The sequence below is a fragment of the Colwellia sp. BRX8-5 genome, from assembly GCF_014077325.1.
GTDB lineage: Bacteria > Pseudomonadota > Gammaproteobacteria > Enterobacterales > Alteromonadaceae > Colwellia_A.
The window spans coordinates 96,323-121,020 of sequence record NZ_JACGVR010000001.1; the positions used below are offsets into that span (position 1 = coordinate 96,323).

Sequence of the window (24,698 nt, forward strand, 5' to 3'; positions counted from 1 at the left end):
TTCCCTATTCCTTAATTGGCCATTGGGTAATGCCGAATTGGCCAGCAAGAATTAATGAGTTTTCTTTAACTAAAATACTAGAGAATGCGGCGCCTGAAGGGTGCTTTTTAATGTTTAATAACGCTAGGTTTTCAGGCGAGAAACTGACAATTAAACCGCCATGTCCCACTAAGTAAGCGTTGCCCTGCTTAGAGAAGTTACCGCCAAGTAAACTGATACCATTAGGTAATTTTTCATGCTGCCAATACGTGCCACCATCAAGGGAGATCATCAAGTTTCCTTGCAAGCCAAAAGCGACAAGTTGTGTTTTGTTATCAATGAAATGGCTACCGTTAGCGGCTCTTTTATCAACATTATTGGTGTTAGCGATAATGCCAAATAAGCTACCAGAATAGGGGAGTGTCATTACTGACCAAGTTTGTCCTACATCATGAGATTTAAAACCTAAGCCATTTTCACCGACAAGATAGAGTTCATCATCTACTGTAGCTATCACCGCATTAAGGTGATAATTGTCAGGATTATCAAGTTGATTATTGATTAACTGCCACGTTTCTCCTTTGTCTGTACTCGTGAGGAGGGTACCGTAGGCGCCACAGGCAAATAAGGTATCATTTGAGGTGTGAGTAACAGAAAGCAGCGGTTTATTTGGCCCTGATATTAATTCTAACTGATTATCTTCAATCGCAAAGGCCAAATCTTCTAGCTGGTAGGTTAATTCCTCTAGTTCATCTTCATCTTGCGTTTGCTTTATCAGCTGTTGTAAGTCTTGATATTGTTGCTTTACCTGTTCTATTTTAAGTTTGATTAATTCAACACCGGTAAATACTTTGTGCCAAGTTGTGCTATCGCTATTTGCTTTGAGAATAACACCATCATGCCCAACGGCTATTTTACTGCCGTCAGATAATATTGTTACCCCAGTAATAGCAACACTGACAGGAGACTGTTGCTGTTGCCAGTTATTGCTATTTTGCCAATTAATAATATGGCCTCGTTCTCCAACCACCAGCACACTGCCATTGTTTGGCGTCATTGCCATAAGTACACTTTGACTTGCCAAAGCGCTTTTTTGGGCGGGTAATGCCAATAAGTCTGCGGAGTTTTTTGCTTGAGCCAGAGTAAGTAATGAACCAAGTAAAGTAACAAGCATTACACTTGTTATGCTAAAGGCAATATAAGGTGTGCGCATAGAAAACCTAATAAGTAAAAAGTTATGCTTATTAGTATTAATGAACAACGCTGACTTGAGAGGTGTTAAACGTGCCAAATGATTATCTTTGCAACACGTGACGTTTTGTTATTAATTTAAAGGCGATGAAGGGGGGTAAATACGCCTTTATTATGTTTTGTTGTGTCGGTAATCACCAGGTGTTTGATTTGTCCATCGTTTAAAAGCGCGATTAAAGTTGCCAACACTTGAAAAACCAACCAAATAGCCAATCTCACTGAGACTTAAATGTTTTTGAACAATGTAATTCATGGCTAATTTTTTGCGAGTACTCTCTAATATTTCTTTATAACTTGTGCCTTGGTCATGTAACTTGCGCTGTAAATTGCGTAAGCTCATCCCTAGATATTCGGCTATTTCAGTTTGTGATGGCGCACCAAGGGGCAATAATTCAAAAATTTTATTTTTAATGACATGACTTAAATCACTCTTATCAACTCTTGCCATAAACTCATCAAGCATTTTCTCATGACTATGGGTTATTAATGGATTACCACACATTAATTTTTCTTTTGTTTGTTTAAGATTAAAGACAATGGCAGTGTGATGGCTATCAAATTCTACCTTACAATTAAAAAAATCATCTAGATAAGATAAATTATAGTTCGGCTTTGAGTAGGCAAAACAGACCTTTTCAGGAGCAAAGTCTAACGTGACAAGCTCCCGAGAAAACCGGACGATAGTTGCTAAAAATGTCTCAACGATCTCTTGTGACAATACAGGCCTGTTGGTTGATTCATACGTAAATATGTTCATTTCAAAGACTAATTGTTCATTAATCTCGTGGTTAATCAGTTGACAAGAGTTCGAAACGACTCGCTTGTAATGAGCTATACGCTCTAATGCATCGTGTAAAGTGTTTGAAGACATCATGGCATAACCCAGAGCATGAAATATTCCTGGGTGAAATTGCTCTGCAATTAAAACAGAAAAATCATGACGAGCTAGTTTCTTATTACAGTGCTCAATGAGTAAAGAGAATTTCTCTGCAGCAATACGAGATTCTTGATCACTTACGGCGTCCAAAGAAATATTACATTCTTCTAATGCCTTTATTGCATCAATGCCATGTGCCTCCATAGCCCTTGATATAGGGATCATCCAGCCGGTTAATGTTGAATAATAATCTTGCATTGCGTTGCCTAACCTTTTGAAGTTGTACCACTGTACGGGTTTTGCACGAAATGACAATAGGTTGGCACATTTAGCGAAATATTAATCTATTGATTGGCGTAATGTGATCAGGGAAGAAATATTACATTACCTATTACAACGATAATAACAGGCGAATAATATGCTAAATAATAACTGTAAAATCAAACCAATAGCTCTGGTTGTTGCTATGGCGCTGGGTGCATCATCTTCGCACGCCGCAGACTTTAATTTTGGTGAAGACAATGACATTCTACTGCAAATAAACTCTCAACTAGATATTGGTGCAAGTTGGAGGTTAGGGGATGCCGACCCTCGTTTTATTGGTAAAACTAATGGTGGTACTGGTTTTACATCGACCACCGATGATGGCAATTTAAATTACGCCAAGCATGATGCGTATTCAAAAATAATTAAAGGTGTACATGATCTTCAACTAAGCCAAGGTGATTTCGGCGCTTTTGTACGTGTGAAATATTGGTATGATTATGCGCTTAAAGACGGCGACGTTCTTCATGGTAATTCTAATAATGGTTTCACGCCAAATACCCCGCTTAGTGATGATGGCTTTGAAAATAATACTAAATTTTCAGGGATCACTTTACTTGATGCTTATATCTATGGCTCATTTGATTTGGGTGAGTCTCCGCTCGATATTCGTCTAGGTCGCCAAGTGGTAAGCTGGGGTGAAAGTACCTTTATTCAAGGGGGAATGAACTCATCTAACCCTTTTGATGTTCCGGCATTACGTCGCCCGGGAGCAACCTTAAAAGAAGGTATTTTACCGGTTGGTATGCTTTACGGTAATTTAGGTTTAACAGAAAAATTAAGTATCGAAGCCTTTTATCAATATGAATGGGAAAAAACCCAAATTGATGGCTGTGGTACTTATTTCTCTGGCGCAGACTTTGCGGCAAGTGGCTGTAACTTCGTTTCTATTGGTCCCTTTGGAGATCAAGCGGGTTTGTCAGCAGGTTTTGCTGCAGAGCGACAAGCTGATGTAGAGCCCGATGACGGTGGTCAATATGGTGTTGCTGCGCGTTATTATGCAGAAGAACTAAATGACACCGAGTTTGGTTTTTATTATATGAATATTCATTCTCGTGTTCCTTTAATCAACGCTATTCGTACCAGTGTCCCTTTAGCAACGGGAAGTCCAACACCCGTTTTTGTTCCTAAAGCATTAGATCCAACAGGGGGGGCTTTAGCCGCACTCAATCCTGGTTACAACATTGAATTTCCTGAAGATTTAAAGTTTTTTGGAGCCAGCTTTGCCACAAATATTGCCGGTGTGGCTTTATCAGGCGAAGTTTCTTATAAGCCCGATACCCCTATTCAAATCAGTGGTCCTGAAATATTAAATGGCGCGTTATCTGAATCACCTGTTTTACGCTTTAGCCCAAGAGTTACCGCTGTTGGTTATGGTGAACAAGTAAAAGGTTGGGATGAATTTGATGTTACCCAATTACAAATGACGGCTATTCAATTTTTTGAAAATACCTTAGGTGCTTCTCGCATTACCGTTATAGCCGAAGTGGGGGTTATTTTAACCGATGGTGTTGAAGACTCAGACCAACATTATGGGCGTAATTCAGTATTTGGTTTAGGTGACTTTGATGCTGGTGGTGGCTTTAACTGCACTAACTTAGTGGCTGCCGGTGCCTTATCAGGGGATTGTCAATCAGATGGTTTTGTCAGTGACAATGCGTGGGGCTATCGAATGAAAGCGATATTTAATTATAGCGATGTTTATGCCGGTATATCATTAAAACCTAGCGTTTTTTGGGCTCATGATGTTAGTGGATATTCGCCAGACCCAGGCCAACAATTTCATGAAGGTCGTAAAAACTTAGGCTTTTCTTTAGAAGCTTCCTATCAACAAAAATATACCATGACGTTAGGTTACAACAACTATTCAGGTGGTAGTCACAGTAATTTAGAAGATAAAGATCTCGTCTCGCTGTCATTTGGCATTTCATATTAATTATATTACAAAACATTAAGAGAATTATGATGAAAAAATATATTACAACAGCAAGTTTACTGATGTTATCACTAGCGACCAGCGCTGTCTTTGCAAAAGTAACTTCAGAAAAAGCAGAACAATTAGGTAAAAATTTAACACCTTTAGGTGCTGAAATGGCGGCAAATGCTGCTGGAACGATTCCCGCATGGACCGGAGGGCTGACCAGTAAAAATACCACAAAAAGTGCAGATTCAGGCCGTCCGGCTAACCCGTTTACTGAAGATAAGGTTTTGTTTGAAATTACGAGTGCTAACTTTAGCGATTACCAAGCTAATTTAAGTGCCGGTCAAATCAATATGTTTGAAAAATATGCAGACTATAAAATGCCTATTTATAAAACAAGAAGAACTGCAGCTTACTCAAATGAGCTTTACGACATCGTTAAGAAAAATGCCACTACCGCTGAATTAGTGCAGTCAGGTAATGGTATCGCTAATTTTAAAACTACGATCCCGTTTCCGCTTGCTGAAAATGGTTCAGAGGTTATTTGGAATCATATAACCCGTTATCGTGGCGGCACGGCTAAACGTTTCTTAACCACTATTCCAGTGCAAGCTAATGGTTCATTTGTACCGGTTAAAATGAATGATCAATTAGTGTGGCCAGAGTTTTTACAAGGGGGACGTGATGATAAAAAAGATGCCAATATTTTGTTTTATTACTTACAACAAATTACCGCACCATCGCGCTTAACTGGCACAGCATTATTGGTTCATGAAACGATCGATCAAGTTAAAGAAGCCCGTAAAGCTTGGGTTTATAACGCAGGTCAACGTCGTGTTCGTCGTGCACCTAATGTGGCCTATGATGGACCGGGTGCTGGAACGGACGGCTTAAGAGCGACCGATAACTACGATATGTACAATGGTGCGCCAGATCGTTACAACTGGAAATTAATTGGTAAAAAAGAGCTTTATATTCCATATAACTCTTATAATTTACTTGATACGACAGCTAAATATGAAGACATTATAGAAAAAGGTCACCTTAATGCTGCGCACTTAAGATATGAATTACACCGTGTTTGGCAAGTAGAGGCAACATTAAAAGAAGGTGCTAGACATATTTATGCAAAACGTACTTTCTTTATTGATGAAGATACTTGGGGCGCATCTGTTATTGATCAATATGATGGCCGCGGCGAGTTATGGAAATTATCAGAAGCACATAACATTCAATTTTATGATGTTGATACACCGTGGATGGTTGCTGAAACCTTACATGACTTAAACTCTGGACGATACTTAGTTACCGGTTTAAGTAATGAAGAGCCAACCTTTATGGTTTGGGGAGAAAAAGTTAAAAGAAAAGACTTTTCTACTTCAGCATTAAGACGTTTAGGTCGTTAATTTATGTAAAATTAAGCTAGCTGGTTAATATTTTTAATGCATTATTTTTCATCAATGTTAGTCAATATTAATCAGCTTTTTAGTAAAATATTAAGGGAGAAAAATCATGTTAAAGCAAGGCCTTTCATTTTTTGGACTTTTATATTGCCTGCTGTTCATTTCGATAGGTTCTGCTCATGCCGATACTGCGTTAAAACCTGCCAGTAAATATACTCTGGCTCTCCAAAATGAATTACTAGAAAGCCTACCTTTTAGCGATAAACTTGATTTTTCTTTAGCTGAAAAAGGTTTAATAAAACGGCCAGAAAAATTACTCATCAAAGATGAGCAGGGCAATGTTGTTTGGGAGCTAGGTAATTATAAATTTTTACTTGATGATAATAATATCGATACCGTTAATCCCAGTTTGCTACGCCAAGCTAAACTAAATATGACTTATGGCTTATATCAAGTCACTGAGCGGATTTATCAGGTTAGAGGTTATGATCTTGCCAATATTACCTTTATTAAAGGTGACAGTGGTTGGATTATTTTTGATCCCTTACTTACTGCGGCGACTTCTAAAGCGGCCTTTAAACTAGTAACAGCAGAGCTTGGAAAATTTCCGGTAAAGGCGGTTATATACAGTCACGCCCATGCCGATCACTTTGGTGGTATTAAAGGCGTTGTTAGTCAAGCGCAAGTTGATTCAGGGGAAGTGCAAATTATCGCCCCACGTGGTTTTATGGAACACGCGATTAAAGAGAATATATTAGCGGGTAATGCGATGACACGCCGTGCTACTTATCAATATGGTAATGCACTTGCTAAAGGGGCTAAAGGCCAAGTCGACGCTGCGATTGGTAAAGGGCTATCGACAGGTTATATCGATTTAATTGCACCGAGTAGAGAAATATTGGCTGATGAAGAAACCCTGATTATTGATGGCATTGAAATGGTCATGCAAAACACTCCAGGCACAGAATCACCAGCAGAAATGAATACTTATTTCCCACAGTTTAAAACCCTTTGGTTAGCTGAAAATGTCACTGGAACATTACATAATATTTATACCTTACGTGGTGCTGAAGTACGTGACTCACAGGCGTGGAGTAAGTTTATCAATAAAGTGATATACCGTTTCGCTCATGACAGTGAGGTAATGTTTGCTTCGCATTCTTGGCCAAGGTGGGGTAAAGAATACATTATTAAAGTCTTAAAAAAACAGCGTGATATGTATGGATACTTACATGATAAAACCTTAAATCTTGCTAATAAGGGTGTCACCATTAATGAGATACACAACCAACTAGCGGTTCCTGATGTCTTAGCGCATCAATGGTATAACCGCGGTTACCATGGTTCTTACTCTCATAATGTTAGAGGTATTATTAATAAATACTTAGGCTTTTATGATGCAAATCCCGCCAACCTTAATAAATTGAGTCCAGCAGAGTCTTCAGGCAAATATATTGAATTAATGGGCGGCGCACAACAGGTGTTATCTCAAGCAAATATAGCCTTTAATAACGGTGAATATCGCTGGGTGGCTGAGTTGCTTAATCATTTGATTTTTGCTCAACCAGAAAATGAACAAGCAAAGTATCTTCAAGCTGACACCTTAGAGCAATTGGGTTATCAAGCTGAGAATGCCGGTTGGCGTAATAGTTATTTAGCTGCTGCTTTTGAACTGCGCCACGGCATACCTAAAGCAGCAAAAGCCACTAAAGCTGGCCCTGATATGATCAAATCGATGAGCAGTGAATTAATTTTTGATTTTTTGGGGGTGCGTCTAAACACCGATAAAGCATTGGCGCACCACTTTAAAATTAATTTTGTCTTCCCAGACCGTAATGAAAAATTCTTAGTTGAGCTGAGCAATGCACATTTAAATAATATTGAAAATATTCAAGCAGCACAGGCAGATTTAACCGTCACGATTAATCGCAAAGATTTAAATCTTTTGTTGTTAAAACAACAATCATTTGGGCAACTGGTTAAATCAGGCAAGATGAAGCTCGATGGTAATGGCAAGGTATTTGGTCAGTTGCTGATGATGATGGATGATTTTCCTTTCTGGTTCAACATTGCTACTCCGTAATAGCATAAAATAAATTAAGAGCGTTTTATTATGAATATTAAAAAAAATATCGGTAATGAATTTGACTATATTATTGTTGGCGGAGGCTCAGCAGGTTGTGTGTTAGCGAACCGATTAACTGAGAATGGTAAGTTCACCGTCTGTTTATTAGAAGCCGGTACCGATAACAATAGTATGTTAGTCAATACGCCAGGAGCATTTTCAGCTTTTATGTTTTTGAAAAAATTCAATTGGAGCTTTAATGCTAAAGCTAAAAATGATATTCGTCATGGCAAACCACTTTTTGTGCCGCGTGGCAAAGGCTTAGGCGGCAGTTCAGCGACCAATGCCATGCTTTATATACGTGGACAAAAACAAGACTATGATCATTGGGCAGCACTCGGTAATGAGGGTTGGGCATTTAGTGATATCTTGCCTTATTTTAAAAAGTCGGAAACCAATAGTCTTGGCGAAAGTGAGTTTCATGGTAGTAAAGGACCATTACAGGTTACCTCACGGCCTGTTCTTTATGACATTAGTAAGCGTTATATTACAGCAAGCCAACAGGCTGGTTTTAAAGTGACTGATGACTTCAATGGTGCTGACCAAGAAGGTGTTGGTTATTACCAGTGCACCATAAAAGAAGGTAAACGATGCTCTGCCGCCCATGCGTATTTACTGCCGGTGATGTCTCGGCCTAACCTTAGCGTGTTCACTGGTGCACAGGTAAGCAAAGTGCTCCTAAAAGATAAAGAAGCCTATGGTGTTGAGGTTTATATTGAAGGTACAAAAAGTATATTAACGGCTAAAAAAGAAGTGCTGTTAAGTGGCGGTAGTATCGCTTCACCACAGTTATTAATGTTATCAGGCATTGGTGATAAAAATGAACTCGACCAGCATGGCATAGCGTGTTTGCATGAATTGAAAGGTGTTGGCAAAAACTTACGAGAGCATGTCGACGCCTGCATATTAGTTAAAAGCAAAAAAACAGACGGTTTTACACTGTCAGTTACCGGTTTGCTAAAGATGCTGCCAGATACCCTTAAATATATCACCAGTAAAAAAGGTAAACTTGCTAATAGTATTCTAGAAGCGGGGGGCTTTATTAAATCGAATGACAATGAAGATAGACCTGATATTCAATTACATATGCTGCCTTTGTTATTTGATGATAATGGCAGAGACTTGAAGCTGTTATCACAACATGGCTTTTCATGTCATGTTTGTATTTTGCGCCCAGAAAGTACCGGAACCGTATCGTTATTGTCAGCCAACTATCAAGATGCGCCAGAGATAGATTTTAACTTTTTTTCTGATGTTAATGGAAAGGACAAAGCGGTGCTCATTAATGGTATGCGTCAATTGCGCAAAATATTAAGCGCACCGGCATTAGCTGAGCATTATGATAATGAAATGCATCCAGGAAATGCGTTTGAAAGTGATGAACAAATTTTTGCTAAAACCAAAGAACGCTTAGGTTTAGTTTATCATCCAGTGGGTACCTGTAAAATGGGTAACGATGAAATGGCTGTGGTTGATAATAAATTGAAAGTCCACGGTATTACTAATCTCAGGGTTATTGATGCTTCTATTATGCCAACACTTATCAGTGGTAATACAAACGCACCGACCATGGCTATCGCAGAAAAAGCGGCAGAGATGATGTTAGTCAATTAATGAGGAGAAAAAAATGCTCAGTACCATTATAATTATGCTTAAAATGTCACTTACCGTTTTATGGATATTAGCCTTGCTAGGTCTATTCTCGATATCACCTTTACCTACAGAATATCAATTTTATCTGTTAGCCTTAGCTATTATTGTTCTTTTAGTGCACTTTATTGAGTTTTTTGCGATGAAAGCTAATTTTAAAAATCACAGTAAGTCAGAAATGAATTTTCTACAAACCATGCTGTGGGGCTTTGGCTATTGGCTACCGATACTTAAACATTATCAAGAGCAAGCAAAGCTAATAAAATAGCTATTTGCTTTAAATAGAGTGGCAACATAAGGATCACAGTTAGTCAGCAGGTTGTGATTTTTATTATTGTTCAAGATAGACCTGTACACTAAGGTCACTAAGGTCACTAAGCACTTAACCTCGTTCGCAGAAAAATAGCTCGAATTACGCTCTGTTTTATTAAAATAATTATATTTTAATAAAACAATTTTTACTTTTCTAAGGGATCGCCCGCTGGCCAGTCAATAAACTGGCGAGTATCTGCGCACTTGACATCCCTTTAGCCTAACCTTATATTTAAAACACTTTGCCTTGAAACAATCAAGGTTGCCTAAAGAGTCTCAAGTGCAATATTTGGGCAGGCGAAGTCTCCAATATCGATATAAAATAAACGTATAGTAAAGTGTATTACTTGCAACTTCCGGTAGTGTTATTGAATACCTTTTGCTTGAATTGTCCAACAAGGAACTATGTTAAATGGTGTTTGAACAGGATCAAAATACTACAGCGTTAGATCAATTCGAAGTAAATTCCCATGATATAGAGATGTATCTCGATGTGGTTTTTAATAATCACGACGATCCTATATTCGTAAAGGATAATGAATGTCGATTGTTACTCGTTAACGATGCTTTTTGCCAGGTTTTTAACTTAACTAGAAACGAAATCATCGGAAAAACACTCGCTGAAACAGTTCCTCCAAGCGAGCGTGATCATTTTTTAGCAATTGATAGGTTAGTACTGGATAAAGGGGAAGCGATTTTAAGTGAAGAAACCCTGACGACTAATGGCTCAGAAACTAGAGTTATATTAACTAGAAAGAATCGCTTCATAGATGGTAAAGGTGACTATTTTATCGTCGGTGTCATTAATGATATTACCAAACGAAAACTAGCCGAAGAAGAATTAAAACTCGCTGCCAGTGTTTTTACTCATGCCGGTGAAGGCATCATGATAACCGACGCCAAAGGGACCATTATTAATGTCAATAATACCTTTGTCACTTCAACTGGTTATAGCGCTGTTGAGGCGATTGGACAGAAGCCTAATTTTTTACAATCAGGAATACACCCTGCCGAGTTTTATAGCGAGATTTTGCAAGTGCTGCAGAGTAAAGGGGCGTGGTCTGGTGAAATATGGAACAGTCGTAAAAACGGTGAAATTCATGCTGAAATGCTTAATATTAGTTCAGTTAAAGATGTTCATGGTCAAATAAGTAACTATGTTGGCTTATTTACTGACATCACTCCAATGAAAGAACATCAAACTCAGTTAGAGCATATTGCCCATTATGACGTACTGACTAACTTACCGAATCGGGTGCTACTGGCTGACCGATTATCTCAATCTATGTTGCAGTGTAGCCGTAATATGCAAACACTCGCCGTGGTCTTTTTAGATTTAGATGGCTTTAAACTTGTTAATGATGAGCATGGCCATGATGTGGGTGATGAACTGCTGGTTGAAATTTCCATACGAATGAAAGCGGCACTTCGCGAAGGTGATACTTTAGCCCGTATCGGTGGTGATGAATTTGTCGCGGTATTAACTAATTTAACAAAGGTTGAAGACTGTGAGCCGATATTAGATCGCTTGTTATTAGCCGCATCTGAGCCAGTGACCCTTAGTAACGTCGTGTTAAATGTATCAACCAGTATCGGTGTAACACTTTATCCACAAGACAGCGTTGATGCTGACCAACTTATGCGCCATGCTGACCAAGCCATGTATGTGGCTAAAGAATCAGGTAAAAATCGTTATCACTTATTTGATACTGCGCAAGATGATGCGGTTAAAACACAACAGGAAAGCCTTGAGGCCATTCGCAGTGCACTCGATAACCAGCAATTTGTGCTTTATTATCAGCCCAAGGTTAATATGAAAACAGGCAAAGTTATTGGTGTTGAAGCCCTTATCCGCTGGCAACATCCCTACAGAGGGTTATTAAATCCCCTCGACTTTTTGCCTATTATTGAAAATAATCCGATGAGTATCGAAATGGGCGAATGGGTTATTGATAACGCACTAACACAAATAAGCCAATGGCAAAAATTGGGTCTCGACCTTCCAGTTAGCATTAGCGTAAATATTGCCGCGGTTCAATTACAACAGCCTGACTTTACTCAGCGATTAACAACTTTACTAGCAGCGCACCCTAATGTTAAACCTTGTTATTTAGAACTAGAGGTACTGGAAACTAGTGCCTTAGATGATGTTCATCATGTCTCAACAACCATGCTGGAGTGTATCGCATTAGGCGTAAGCTTTGCCTTAGATGATTTTGGCACGGGGTATTCCTCCTTAACTTACTTGAGACGGTTACCCGCAAACTTAATTAAGATAGATCAAAGCTTTGTTCGAGATATGCTGATCGATACCGATGATTTTGCCATTGTTGAAGGTGTTATCGCCTTGGCTAAATCATTCAAACGTGAAGTTATTGCTGAAGGTGTTGAAACGATTGAACATGGTAAGGCGCTGTTGCAACTAGGCTGTAATTTGGCACAAGGTTATGGCATAGCCAAACCTATGCCAGCGCATGATGTGCCAGCATGGGTCAACAATTGGCGCCCAGATGCGAGTTGGCAACTGTAAGTACTAAATATGTACGATAAAAGACAAATTAAAAAAAATAAGTGAAAAAAATGAAGATTAACGAAATAGCAGAGAAGAACTATCTTTGGGTAGAAAAAATGGGTTGGCATAATAAAACAACGTTAGAAGCATTGGCCCTTGTTGCATCAGAAGTCGGTGAGGCTATTAATGAATGTCGGCACGAAAAACCTAGTGATGCCTTTGGCGAAGAGCTTGCCGATATTATCCTAAGAGTACTAGATATTTCCCATTGGCAAGGAATTGATATTGAAAACGAAATTTTAAAAAAAATGAGCAAAAATGAAATCAGAGGCACTAGAGGAAGGCTTAAATAAATTAAAGACTAATGCTTTTTCTAGTTACTTTCGCTGCAAGTAAACACTGACATTTAATTTATTATAACGTGCAGTAGCAACCAGGTTGTTGCTGTTAATTTAACCTACAAAGAACATCCTCTTTTTACAAACAAAAAAATTACTACATCTTTACCATTCTTGCAAAACTCCTACCGAGATACTCATTACGGTAGCGTCTTAAGGTGAGTTTAAGTCCTATTTTATTTTTAAAGCTAAAAATATTAACTCAAATAGAGCAAATTTTATCGCCATTATATGCGCCGGTAAACAACTAAACGATATCAATTTTTTTATCAGACTGATTAAAAAATTGATATTGAGTATTTCTATTAATGGCGCAGAATCTAGCAAATTTAGTTAGTGTTCATCAATAAAACTTTTTTGTTGATCACTAATGACTAAATTTTTTAATGCATTTTAAATCGAATAAAAATCAGACAACCACTTATAAGAGCAATCATGAGTAACTTAATGGCAGGTAATGAAGTCATTTTTAGCGACGATAAATTATCAGTTTATAATTTTGGCGATAATTTTTTATCAGAAAAATCGAATATAGATAAACGCTTTTTTGAAGGCGGTACTCGTTATAGAGACGCTGTACAAATAATCGTGGCAACGGGAGAGTATTGGATATTTGACTACGGTGTAGTGGTTTTTTGGGCGGTAGCCGCAGGTGAACGTCAAGCATTAATCAACCGACTTAAGAGTGATAACACCCCTTACATTGAAAATATTGAAGAACATTTACGCTTTACTTTTTCTAATGAACTGATCATTAAAAAAGATACCATAGTACTACCTGATAACGATCCGTTGACACGTCTGGCGATAAGCCATGCGTTAGCGCAATCTAACAAGTTGATGGAATTTGAACTTCAAGCGCAAAATAAAATAATGGATTATTCTCATATTCCTGAAGAATTGGCTAAATTAGGTAAAATATCAATTAGCCAAAAAGAAATCGCTAAAATTAGAGGTACGCTACTGAGTACTAAAAGCGATATTATTTTACATTATGGATTACTTGATACCCCAGATTTTATTTGGGAATACCCTGAATATGAAGCGACTTACGAACGTATGGCGCGTTATATGGATATTCATCAACGCGTGGAATTATTATCTAAAAAGCTCTCGACCATTCATGAACTATTTGAAATGTTAGCGGCTGAACAAAAGCATCAACATTCATCATTTTTAGAATGGATTATTATCGTGTTAATTGGTATTGAGATTGTTTTGTTTCTTGTTCAAGAGTTGAAAAGTTTGGCGAGTTAACTCGCCAATTTTTATTGTTAACATTTACTTTTTTAATGTGGGTTTTAAGTTAGTCAGCAGGTCAGTTATTGAGTAAAAATAACTGACCTGCTTTGTTATACAAGCTTATGCTTAGCTGTCCAAATATGTGCCAATTCTAACGCTATTGTTGCAGCGGCTAATGCAGTAACTTCACTGTGATCATAAGAAGGAGCGACTTCCACTACGTCCATGCCAATCAGATTAATACCCACTAAACCTCTCAATATCTTCAACACTTTATCTGTGGTTAAACCACCACATACTGGCGTGCCTGTACCAGGAGCAAAGGCGGGATCTAAACAATCAATATCAAAGGTTAAGTAAGTTGGTGTATCGCCAACTCTAGCTTTAATTAATGCAGTGATCTCACTGACACTCATATCATTAGCTTGCATGGCATTAATGACAGAAAAACCATGGTCTTGCTCTTTGTAATTGGTGCGAATACCGACCTGGATAGATTTATCTTTATCTATGAGATTTTCTTTAGGCGCATGATAAAACATAGTGCCATGGTCATAACAACTACCATTGCTATAAGTATCAGTATGCGCATCGAAATGTATCAGTGCCATAGTGCCAAATTTTTTGGCATAAGCACGCAGTATCGGCAACGTAACAAAATGATCGCCGCCTAGCGATAAAATGGTTTTGTCTGCATCAAGTAACTGACCTACCGCCGTTTCAACTTGCGTACAAAAATGTGCAGAGTCTCCAGGAGAAAAAACCAAGTCGCCAGCATCAATAATTTTACAGTGTTTTAATAAGCTAAAAGGCCAAGGAAATCGCTTACCTTCCCAAGCCAAATTTATTGAAGCTTGCCTAATCGCAGTGGGGCCCATTCGAGCGCCTGAGCGCCCGGTGGTAGCCATGTCATAGGGTAAGCCTAAAACAACAATATCAGCAGCCGACTCAATGGGATTTTGCACTAAAGGCTGACGTAAGAACGTCATTGCATTTGAGTAAATTGACTCATCAACTTGATTGAAAATATTTTTCATTGTGCTTAATCTCTACAAATCTTCAAGGTAGGTGTAGCCTTGTAAGCCATCAACTAACTCTTTAAAAATTTCTTCACCTTCGCTTTTTGATAATCTAGCATCGATAAGCTCGGCATAGGTTTTTTTAAATAATTCGGCATCTAAATGTACATAATTCAGCATATCTTCTACCGTATCGCCTTCATTAATTTCAGTGATTTCTGCTTCACCGTCGTCATTGATGAATACTACCGCACTGTGAGTATCACCGAATAAATTATGCATATCACCCAAAATTTCTTGATAAGCACCCACTAAGAAAAAGCCAAGTAAATAAGGCTCATCTTCTGTCCATGCTGGTACCGGTAATGTGCTTTCAATACCCTGTCCGTCAACATAATGGTCAATAGTGCCATCGGAATCACAAGTAATATCTAATAATACCGCTCGTTTTTCATGTGATTTTTCTAAGTTACTTAAGGGTAAAACAGGAAAAACCTGATCAATTCCCCATGCATCGGGTAGTGATTGAAACAAAGAAAAATTAACAAAAAATTTATCAGCAAGTTTTTCTGTTAAATCATCCATTATTGGGCGATGAAAACGATTTTTACCATCCATTAATTGATTTAATTCATAACAAACACGTAAATTAATTTGTTCAGCCCAAGCGCGTTGGGTTAAATTTAATAATCCCATCGAAAACTGGTTGTGTACTTCAGCTAAATCACTTTGGGTGTCATGATAAATTTCAATTAAGGCACGATCATCATTACGATCATTTAGTTGCGCTAACGAACGCCACATATTACTTAATAAAATAGATTCATCAGGCGTAGGCGCTATGATATTTTCAGGTTCGTAAGACTCAGTGCCAATAACATTAGAAATAAGTACCGCATGATGTGCGGTTAACGCTCTGCCTGATTCCGAAATAATCATTGGCATAGGTTGATGATAACTTTTACAAATATCACCAATAGTATGGACGATGTTATTAGCGTACTCAGCAACACTGTAGTTCATTGAGTTATGGGATTGGCTTCTAGTACCATCATAGTCAATGGCCAAACCGCCACCAACATCCATGCATAAAATACCTGCGCCTAGGTTGCGCAGCTCGCAATAAAAACGCGCCGCCTCACTAACACCTAATCTTACATCTCTTATATTGGCTATTTGTGAGCCTAAGTGAAAATGAACAAGTTTTAAGGCGTCAAGCATGTTTTCTGCTTTAAGGACTTTTACAACGTTAAGTACTTGCGAAGCTGACAAACCAAACTTTGACTTTTCACCACCACTGGCTTGCCATTTCCCTTTGCCTTGAGAGGCTAAACGAACACGGATCCCCAAACGAGGTTCAACATTGAGTTTCTTTGCTTCGGTTAAAATCATTTCTAATTCAGACATTTTTTCTAAAACGATATGAACTTTATGACCTAACTTTTCGCCAATTAACGCTAAGCGCACATATTCTCGGTCTTTATAGCCGTTACAAACAATAACCGATGAAACTTTTTGAGCCATAGCTAAAACAGCTAATAATTCTGCTTTACTGCCTGCTTCGAGGCCAAGTTGTGTGGATTCTTTATTATTTTGGCTCGCCAAAATTTCATCAACAACTTCACGTTGTTGATTGACTTTAATAGGATAAACTAATAAATATTTTTCCTGGTAATCATAGTCTTCTATCGCCTTATTAAAAGCTTCACATAGACTGTGAATGCGATGATGAATTATTTGCGGGAAACGCACTAATGCAGGCAGTGTTAAGCCTTTATCTTCAATCATTTTAGCGATATTGATTAAATCTACTGTGTGATCCTGACGCTCAAATTTTGGCGCGACATATACATTTCCAGCATCATTAATACCGAAATAGCCCTGACTCCAGTGACGTACGTTATAGTGTGCGCGAGCGTGAGCAAGATTATCTTTGTTCATTGATTTTCCTTTACTTATTCTACTTAATAATAGAATGGCAATTCTTCATGGGTAATTAGGGCGAATTAGAATTTAACAGCCGCTTAATGTCCAACAAAAAAAATAATGATAGGTAACAATTATTATTGATGAGTGCTGGTGATAATTCAACTTGAGACCTGAATTAGTGCACTAATTGATAGGGGGAATTTAATTTGCGGGGCTAGTGCACTGATTTTGATATTCAATATTAGTGCGTTGACCCCGCAGATTATTAGCAGGTAAATATATTTAATTACTTATAAAAATAACCAACTAATCTTTTTTATGTTGGGTAATACTGTATAAATCATGGCGTCTATCACGCATGGTATGTACAGCGCCATGACTATGTAACTGTTTCAATAAATCTAGATTTACGTCTACAATAACAGTCATTTCTGAGTTAGGTGTTGCCTCTGCTTTGATGCCCGTTGTTGGAAAAGCAAAATCAGACGGCGTAAATACCGCAGATTGGGCATATTGAATATCCATATTATTTACTTTTGGCAAATTACCTACCGCGCCAGCTATAGCAACATAACATTCATTTTCAATCGCTCTTGCCATTGCACAGTGACGCACACGTGTGTAGCCATTCTGGGTGTCTGTTAAGAACGGCACAAACAAGATATTCATCCCCTGGTCGGCAAGTATTCTAGAGTACTCTGGAAATTCAACATCATAACAAATCATGATACCAATTTTGCCACAGTCAGTATCAAACACCTTGAGGTTTTTACCACCCACCATAGACCAACTACGCACTTCTGCTGGTGTTAAATGAATTTTATCATAACGTTCCCATGAACCATCACGACGACACAAAAAGCCTGAGTTATAAAGATTGCCATCAACAAAAAACGGCATGCTACCGGTAATAATATTAATATTGTAACTTATCGCAAATTCGATAAATTTATCACGAATTTGTTCGGTATATTCCGATAGTCTGCGAATACTCTCTGTTAAACGTAAATGGTTAAATTCTGCCATCAAAGGTGCATTGAACAATTCAGGAAACAGCACAAAATCACTTTTATAATCGGATACGGCATCGACATAAAATTCCATTTGTTCAAATAAATCATCAATACTTTTCATTGAACGCATTTGCCATTGCACTAAACCTAAACGAACCTCTGAGCGCGGCGCATTGATAAGTTTTACCGATTTAGTATAAAAAATATTCGGCCATTCAAGTAACGTGGCATACTCCATTGATTCCCTATCGCCCGATAAGTAACCGGTTAGTAACTTGCGGACATAAAAATCATTGGCGAGCTGAAAGCTTAATACCGGGTCATATAATTCTTTGATTTTTACTTTTTCAATATACTGTTTAGCGCTCATTTTATCTGAATGTTGCGCATAGTTTGGCATACGACCACCGGCTACAATAGCGCGTAAATTCAAGTTTTCACAAAGTTCCTTACGAGCATCATACAAGCGTCTAGCCAATCGTAAACCGCGATAATCAGGGTGAATAAAGACCTCTATTCCATATAAAGAGTCGCCTTTAGGATCATGATTATCAAAGGTCATATTGCTAGTGATTTCAGAATAAGTATGTTCATCACCAAAATCAGCATATTCAATTATTAATGAGAAGGCACAACCGACAACAATGCCATCAACAACTACACAGATTTGCCCATCTGGAAATTTAGTTAATAATGCTTTAACCGTGGGTTCATTCCACGTTGCTAATTCTTTATTAAGGTAAACTGATTCACTCGCCTTGCGAAGCTCGGTCATATCTTGCAATGTTAAATGACGGACGGTAACGCTATTTGCTTCCATTTAAATTCCTAATTAATTTTGGTATTAATCATACTTTTCTCTCATCGTAGAGTGCAAAAAGACGATTATTGTGATTTGTATACCAAAAAATCAACTTATACAAGCATATTAAAAAATCAGAACAAAGATACAAACCAAAAGACCTAAGCAGACACTCACTTAAAATTGAGACCTAAGCAATACCTAAGCAGACACTCACTCAAAATTGAGACCTAAGTTAATAGATCTAAGCAGACACTCACTTAAGATTGAAATCCACTTAAAATTGAACAATAACAGTCTTTGCACTAAGCTAAAATAAGGTAGCTATGTTATTTAGGATGAATGATGGCAACGCCAAGGAAACAACAAATTAGTTTAGAAGACACCCTTTATTATCATTGTGTAGCTCGTTGTGTTCGACGAGCTTTCTTATGTGGTGAAGATAAATATTCAGGCCAAAGCTATGAACACCGTCGAGGCTGGATAGAAGACAAACTTCATTTTCTTACGCAAGTATTCGCTATCGATGTCTGTGCTTATGCTGTAATGAGTAACCATTATCATGTAGTAGTATTTATTGATGAAGCAAAAGCTAAGCAATGGAGCATGATAGAAGTTCTTGAACGTTGGCATACTTTATACAAAGGCACTTTACTGACCAAGCAATATTGTCAGGGGGAAGCCTTAGCAAAGCCATTACTTGATATAGTTAAGTCAACCGCTAAGGTTTATCGAAAACGTCTGATGAAAATTAGTTGGTTTATGGGTTATATTAATGAGGGTATTGCTAGGGCCGCTAATCAAGAAGATAACTGCACAGGTAGATTTTGGGAAGGTAGATTTAAATCACAAGCGCTATTAGACGAAGCTGCTCTTGCATCTTGTATGGCATATGTTGACTTAAATCCTATTCGAGCTAATGCCGCAGAAACACCAGAAAATTCAGAACATACGAGTGTCAAACTTCGATGTGAACAGGCAGCAAAAAGCAAACAGCCCAGCACGCTATTACCCTTTATTGGCAATCCAACAAAGGGTATGCCAAAAGGTTTACCTTTTGAACTCAAAGATTATCTTAAATTAATTGAGTTAACAGGTCGATGCATTAGAGAAGGTACATGTGGTTTCATAGAAAAAAGCCAACCTGCAATACTTAATCGATTAAATATATCCGCTGAAAATTGGTTGGTAATCACCACTGAATTTAATACCCAGTTCCATGGTGCCATTGGTCATGAAGTTGCACTGAGTGACTACTGTGAGCATCAACAGTTAAAGCGACGACAAAACTTGAGTCATTGCAACCAACTATTTTCTTAAATAGTTAATCCATAAAAATACTTTCAGATTGCTGATCAGGTTTTTCCTGTGGACGAAAATTGTCGAAATATCGATGATTTAAGGAAAATAAAGTTGAAAACTGTTTTAGTACACTTTCATATGACTAAAAATCGATATGACTGACGACAGAATATCAGTTATTAAAATATCTATGTCTTTTTGAATTAGGGTGAGTGTCTATGTTGTTTTTTTTACTTTTTATATCGGAACGAGACCTTAACATTGTTGTTAAGGTTTTGTTGCTTTCTATAGAAGGCTATTCTTAAATGCCATCAGTAGCAGCATTTTTTTGATAGCTACCGCCCCAAAAACCTATAAAATAAAAACTTAGAGCTGTTCGCTATCTGCTCTCGTGCTACTTGCTTTAGGTGCAGTTATCACACTTTATTTTTTAACCCATTGCCCCGCGCTATTTTGGATAAAGTGGCCTGGTTGAGTTTTATCATAAGCTTTTTTACCTGCTAAAGCGGTGACTTGTTGCATGGTGATTTTATTGGTGCGCGCTAAATTCATATAAATACTTTTGCGCTTTTCGTTAACACTGGTGACTAGGCTCTTCGAGTCTGGGCTATCAATAATAAGACCTAAGTAACCATTAGACATTTCACCAACTAAACCTTGTTGTTTTGCATCGTCGAGTGAAATAGCCCAAGCGGAAAAGGCTATAGTAGAGACCAATAGAGCACAGCTTATTTTTTTTATGAATTTCTTTGTTAAATTTTTCATGGCGTTCCCCTAAAATATGTCGCTTTCAGCACTAAATATGTCGTCTAGTTGTTTATCTACCTTCACCTTTATTTCATGATCAATTTTCAAATTTAAATTAATGGTGATCGGTTCTTTTGCACTAACTTCTATCTTATGTGTACAAGCACTGATAATGAAAACAGTGAATAGCACGATTAGTATTTTACTCATACTTACTCCTTCTTTTTTTGTAAACCTTTGATAAGGCTTTCTTCAAAACGTTGTGTTATTGATAATGATTCAAGTAAGCCAAGCAAGTCGTAACTCAAATTCAAATTTAAATTAACATCGTTATCAATATCTGGATTTCGACCTTTTATTACCGTATTTAACTGCATGTAACCGTCGTCTGCCATAGTAACTGCGGAGGAAAGCTGATGATAATGCAAGTTTTGCAGTGCATCAAACGCCAGTTTTAGTTGACTGTTGTTTGCTTTAAGCTCTTCTACGGCTGGGTTATCAATGACCTGTATCAGTCCGTTGCTAATATTGTGCAGTTCACCTTTTTCAATAATATATTTATCACCATCAAAAGTAACGGGAAGTTGACCTGATATATTACCCGTTACAACAATACCTTGTTTTTCATCTAATGCTAATACTTGCTCTAAGTCTATACTATTAAGCTGAACATTAACTGAATGCCCATGTTCGACCGGCCATTGTATATTTGGAATAAAGAAGCTGCCCCCTAAAACATTCGCCTTAAGTTTGTTGGCTGAAAGCTGAAAGCTTTTATCGAATGTCCAGTTGGTGTTAATTGATAGCTTTGAAATAGGAGTCACAGTTTCAATTAATTCAACGGTTAGGTTTTCTTTAGCATTGGGCTGAGTTGTTATTTTTCCTGCGAGTAATGAAAAATGTTGTTGCCAATTGAGCTCTTGCAACCAAATGCCATTGATTTCACCACTGAGTGAGGTAATTGCCACCGAAACGTTAAAGGGGGTGTTTTCAATATTGTTTAAAGCGTTTATTTGACCAAAAATATTGTAATCTAATAGGCCATCAATCAATTCAACTTCAGTCGGCAATTGGATATTTAACGATAATAAGTCGGTAAGTTGTAAATTTTTGGCGGCGATAACTAGATTAGGTGACTTGACTGGGCCAGTCAAAACAATGTTGCCTAGCTTCACTCCGTCAGCACTGGCTTGAGCATTAAGCTGAATATCGTCAAAGTTGCCGTTGAGTTCACTAAAAATATTAAACGAAGTTATCTTTAGTTTTTTAGGAATATTCAGCTGTGAAGCGTGATTATCGACTTTTAGTTTAATGTTTAGATTGTTGTCCTCTAACAGCGCTACGCTACCCGTTAACTTTGTTGTTAATTTTTTTAGGCTCAACAGTGCTTGAGGTTTTTGTGCAGTTGACGTTTTTGTGGTGATTTTATTGTGCGTTTTATTATTATTTTTGTCCTCAGTCATCTGTTTAAGCACCACAATATTATTTAAGGTGATTGAAGAGTCTGCTGTTAAATTAATCGTTGTTGTTTGCTTGGTTTTATTTAGTGAGCCAATTAAATGTAATGCAACAGGCGCAGGAGTGTATTTCGCTATGTTAACCAGCTTCAGCTGACTATCAATAACAAAACGCTCTACTGCTAATGCATAAGGTGTTTGTGGGGTAGGTAAGGCAAAAGTAATATTATCAAATTTTACTTGGTGAGGTCGTGCACCGCTAAAGGCGCTTATTTCAAGATGACTAAGGTAGCCCTTACTATCGTTCAGTGTTAATCGTGCATCGCCTTGCGGTTTTATGGTTACGTGCGTTAACGGATTCTCTTCAAGTATTGACATCATTGTTGGCGATAGCCCGGCTTGGGTTAACTTCGCTAACAACTGTGGCTGACTATATTCCACTGATATTTCATTTTTTCCAACAAAGGTTAATGCGACTGTTATCTTGTCTTTAGCGGAAATTTCATTAGTCGTTTCTTTGGCGATTAAATCAAATTGACTATCGAAGTTCAGCGCACCTAATAGTTTAAACGGGCCGCTATTGCCTATGCCGTTTTCAGAAATTATCGAGATATTGCTTATTTGATTTTTCAAGCTAATAGAGCTCGCTCGATATTTTATCTGTGTGTTGAAATCACCTGAGATTTCGCTAGCCGTTAAGTTGTCTGTTAATGCTGCGGTAATAGGTAATCGATGGGCGCTTAAAAAGCTTTTGAGTAAACTTAATTTACTTGAGATCGCAATGGAAAAACCTTCTTTCTCTCGGGTTAGCTTAGCCTCAATAATCGCTACGCTTTCGGATGTTGTTAGTGTAAAAGACAAGTTATTAGCTAGTGTCGATAAATTAGCAATATATTTTGTCTCAGTTTTATTGCTAAGCGTAAACGGTGAATAGGAAAGTTTAGTGACATTTATTTTTGCCGGTAAATTAAACTGCTTAATTTGTTGTGCATAAGTTTGTAAGCTTGTTGAAAGCAATTGGCTTAAGTTTTGATTTTCTTGCTCTTTGTTTAAGAGAGCATCATCTTTTTTGGAGAATAAATGATCTGTACCTTTAATCTCTGCCAACCCTATATCAATATCCGTTATATTAAGGCTAGGGGATAGTTGCCATTGTATTGTCATACCTACAATTTGAATGTTAGCCTTTGGGGTCTGTAAGCATGCCTTGTTGACTCTAATGGCCATATTACTGGTAAGGCTTACATTTAGGCAAGTCAACGCTATTTTGTCTGAATTGAATTGTGTTTTTACAAGGTAATTGAGAACTGAAACTCTAGCACTGTAAGTGATAGTGAAAATAATCAGTAAGGTGATAACAGCAATTAAGATAAATTTAAGAAATCGCACTTAGGCTCCCTTGCCATAGCTACTTTTTTAACCCAAGTAGAAAATATGTTAATTGCTATTAATCGTTGATGACCGTGAGTCGACAGTCTATTTATGGTCACAACAGTTAACAGGGTAGCCTAATTTTACACAATCGAATATAGCTAGTGATTGATGAATTACAGGAAAAAACAAGATTACAGGTACTTTTTACCATATCAGTAGGTGGTTTTACTTTTCTTAAGACGAAAAAAAACCTTAACATTGCTGTTAAGGTTTCGTTCCTTCCTTTCGGAATGGATGGTGCCGACTGCCGGAGTCGAACTGGCGACCTACTGATTACAAGTCAGTTGCTCTACCAACTGAGCTAAGTCGGCACACAAAGATGTGTGCGATAAATTTATTCTATTGAACTATTTATCTTGGCACCGAACAAATGTTTCTACACTATTTCTATATTAAAAAAGTAAGCAACAAATATTCAAATAGGTTGAATAGATGGTGCCTCGACCCGGAATCGAACCAGGGACACGAGGATTTTCAATCCTCTGCTCTACCGACTGAGCTATCGAGGCAGTGTCTAATCTGCTGTCTTTTCGGCTTTGCCTTGAAGACGGGGCGTATTAAACTGTTTTTCGATTTGTTCGTCAACCCTTTTTTTTAAATAAATGTTTGTTTGCTTGTTTTTTCTGCTTATTGGCGGAATAGTCAGCGTAAAATCACCATTTAATCAAAATTATCAATAAAAAAAGTTGTTGAACCCTTACTTTTTCGGTGGAACGTAACCTTCAATTTCAGGTTCTTTTCCTTCAAAAAGATAAGCAACCATAGCCGTTTCTAAAAAAGCACGGTCATTTGGCTCCATCATGTTCATTTTTTTCTCATTAATAAGCATGGTTTGTTTTTGTTGCCAGTTTTTAAATGCTTCTTGACTGATATTATCAAAAATACGTTTACCGACTTCTCCAGGATAAAGTTGAAATCCTAGTCCTTCAGCGTCTTTTTTTAAATTTTGGCAAAATATAATACGGCTCATAAGTTAATTCTCTTGTTCTAGGTTGTAAGTT

The 24,698-nt window shown here is 37.7% G+C and carries 18 protein-coding genes and 2 tRNA genes; 9 read left to right on the top strand and 11 right to left on the bottom strand.

Translation table 11 applies throughout. From position 1 onward, the window contains the following. Nucleotides 1-4 precede the first annotated feature (4 nt). Together H4J62_RS00375 and H4J62_RS00380 are read right to left on the bottom strand one after the other, a co-directional pair. Nucleotides 5-1,192, bottom strand: coding sequence for a YCF48-related protein (locus H4J62_RS00375; protein WP_182213439.1), 1,188 nt, complete (start codon nucleotides 1,190-1,192; stop codon nucleotides 5-7). A 150-nt stretch (nucleotides 1,193-1,342) separates the two neighbouring features. Further along, nucleotides 1,343-2,365, bottom strand: a complete 1,023-nt coding sequence (locus H4J62_RS00380) for an AraC family transcriptional regulator (RefSeq protein ID WP_182213441.1) — start codon at nucleotides 2,363-2,365, stop codon at nucleotides 1,343-1,345. Nucleotides 2,366-2,525: 160 nt separating this feature from the next. On the opposite strand from H4J62_RS00380, the gene H4J62_RS00385 reads away from it, so the two are divergent. From H4J62_RS00385 to H4J62_RS00420, 8 genes are all read left to right on the top strand, one after another. Further along, nucleotides 2,526-4,367: a DUF1302 domain-containing protein gene (locus tag H4J62_RS00385; RefSeq protein WP_182213443.1), complete on the top strand. Its 1,842-nt coding sequence runs from the start codon at nucleotides 2,526-2,528 to the stop codon at nucleotides 4,365-4,367. A 29-nt stretch (nucleotides 4,368-4,396) separates the two neighbouring features. Beyond that, nucleotides 4,397-5,758, top strand: coding sequence for a DUF1329 domain-containing protein (locus H4J62_RS00390; RefSeq protein WP_182213445.1), 1,362 nt, complete (start codon nucleotides 4,397-4,399; stop codon nucleotides 5,756-5,758). Between the two features lie 106 nt (nucleotides 5,759-5,864). Then, on the top strand, nucleotides 5,865-7,838 hold the full coding sequence (locus H4J62_RS00395) for an alkyl/aryl-sulfatase (RefSeq protein ID WP_182213446.1): 1,974 nt from the start codon (nucleotides 5,865-5,867) through the stop codon (nucleotides 7,836-7,838). Nucleotides 7,839-7,868: 30 nt separating this feature from the next. Continuing rightward, nucleotides 7,869-9,494: a GMC family oxidoreductase gene (locus tag H4J62_RS00400; protein WP_182213448.1), complete on the top strand. Its 1,626-nt coding sequence runs from the start codon at nucleotides 7,869-7,871 to the stop codon at nucleotides 9,492-9,494. Between the two features lie 13 nt (nucleotides 9,495-9,507). Continuing rightward, complete coding sequence (locus H4J62_RS00405; protein WP_182213449.1) at nucleotides 9,508-9,798, top strand: DUF1145 domain-containing protein; 291 nt, start codon at nucleotides 9,508-9,510, stop codon at nucleotides 9,796-9,798. Nucleotides 9,799-10,254: 456 nt separating this feature from the next. Then, entirely contained in the window at nucleotides 10,255-12,372 is a 2,118-nt protein-coding gene (locus tag H4J62_RS00410) for a bifunctional diguanylate cyclase/phosphodiesterase (RefSeq protein ID WP_182213451.1), read from the top strand. Between the two features lie 50 nt (nucleotides 12,373-12,422). Continuing rightward, complete coding sequence (locus tag H4J62_RS00415; protein WP_070374689.1) at nucleotides 12,423-12,707, top strand: MazG nucleotide pyrophosphohydrolase domain-containing protein; 285 nt, start codon at nucleotides 12,423-12,425, stop codon at nucleotides 12,705-12,707. A gap of 480 nt (nucleotides 12,708-13,187) precedes the next feature. After that, entirely contained in the window at nucleotides 13,188-14,009 is an 822-nt protein-coding gene (locus H4J62_RS00420; RefSeq protein WP_259364627.1) for an RMD1 family protein, read from the top strand. Between the two features lie 95 nt (nucleotides 14,010-14,104). Here the strand turns inward: H4J62_RS00420 and speB are convergent, their stop codons facing one another. The 3 genes from speB to H4J62_RS00435 all read right to left on the bottom strand — a co-directional run bounded on the left by speB (nucleotide 14,105) and on the right by H4J62_RS00435 (nucleotide 18,775). Further along, a complete protein-coding gene (speB, locus tag H4J62_RS00425) occupies nucleotides 14,105-15,031 on the bottom strand; it encodes an agmatinase (protein ID WP_182213453.1) in 927 nt (308 codons plus the stop codon). A gap of 12 nt (nucleotides 15,032-15,043) precedes the next feature. Continuing rightward, nucleotides 15,044-16,954, bottom strand: a complete 1,911-nt coding sequence (gene speA / locus H4J62_RS00430) for a biosynthetic arginine decarboxylase (RefSeq protein WP_182213454.1) — start codon at nucleotides 16,952-16,954, stop codon at nucleotides 15,044-15,046. A gap of 294 nt (nucleotides 16,955-17,248) precedes the next feature. Beyond that, the gene (locus H4J62_RS00435) at nucleotides 17,249-18,775 is read right to left on the bottom strand and encodes a carbon-nitrogen hydrolase family protein (RefSeq protein ID WP_182213456.1); all 1,527 of its coding nucleotides are present in this window, start codon (nucleotides 18,773-18,775) and stop codon (nucleotides 17,249-17,251) included. 327 nt (nucleotides 18,776-19,102) lie between these two features. Here H4J62_RS00435 and H4J62_RS00440 point away from each other — a divergent pair, with 327 nt between their 5' ends. Further along, nucleotides 19,103-20,077 (top strand): transposase, encoded by a 975-nt coding sequence (locus H4J62_RS00440; protein ID WP_182213457.1) that lies wholly within the window; start codon nucleotides 19,103-19,105, stop codon nucleotides 20,075-20,077. Nucleotides 20,078-20,482: 405 nt separating this feature from the next. On the opposite strand, the gene H4J62_RS00445 is transcribed toward H4J62_RS00440, so the two are convergent. From H4J62_RS00445 to H4J62_RS00470, 6 genes are all read right to left on the bottom strand, one after another. Continuing rightward, entirely contained in the window at nucleotides 20,483-20,824 is a 342-nt protein-coding gene (locus H4J62_RS00445; RefSeq protein ID WP_182213459.1) for a YdbL family protein, read from the bottom strand. 9 nt (nucleotides 20,825-20,833) lie between these two features. Beyond that, nucleotides 20,834-21,016 carry a YnbE family lipoprotein gene (locus H4J62_RS00450; protein ID WP_182213460.1) on the bottom strand — a complete coding sequence of 61 codons (183 nt, stop codon included), beginning with the start codon at nucleotides 21,014-21,016 and terminating at the stop codon, nucleotides 20,834-20,836. 2 nt (nucleotides 21,017-21,018) lie between these two features. After that, nucleotides 21,019-23,652, bottom strand: a complete 2,634-nt coding sequence (locus H4J62_RS20590; RefSeq protein ID WP_182213462.1) for a YdbH domain-containing protein — start codon at nucleotides 23,650-23,652, stop codon at nucleotides 21,019-21,021. Nucleotides 23,653-23,932: 280 nt separating this feature from the next. Continuing rightward, nucleotides 23,933-24,008 (bottom strand) — tRNA-Thr (locus H4J62_RS00460). Between the two features lie 122 nt (nucleotides 24,009-24,130). Continuing rightward, nucleotides 24,131-24,206 (bottom strand) — tRNA-Phe (locus tag H4J62_RS00465). A 188-nt stretch (nucleotides 24,207-24,394) separates the two neighbouring features. Further along, complete coding sequence (locus H4J62_RS00470; protein ID WP_070374680.1) at nucleotides 24,395-24,667, bottom strand: oxidative damage protection protein; 273 nt, start codon at nucleotides 24,665-24,667, stop codon at nucleotides 24,395-24,397. Between the last annotated feature and the right edge of the window lie 31 nt (nucleotides 24,668-24,698).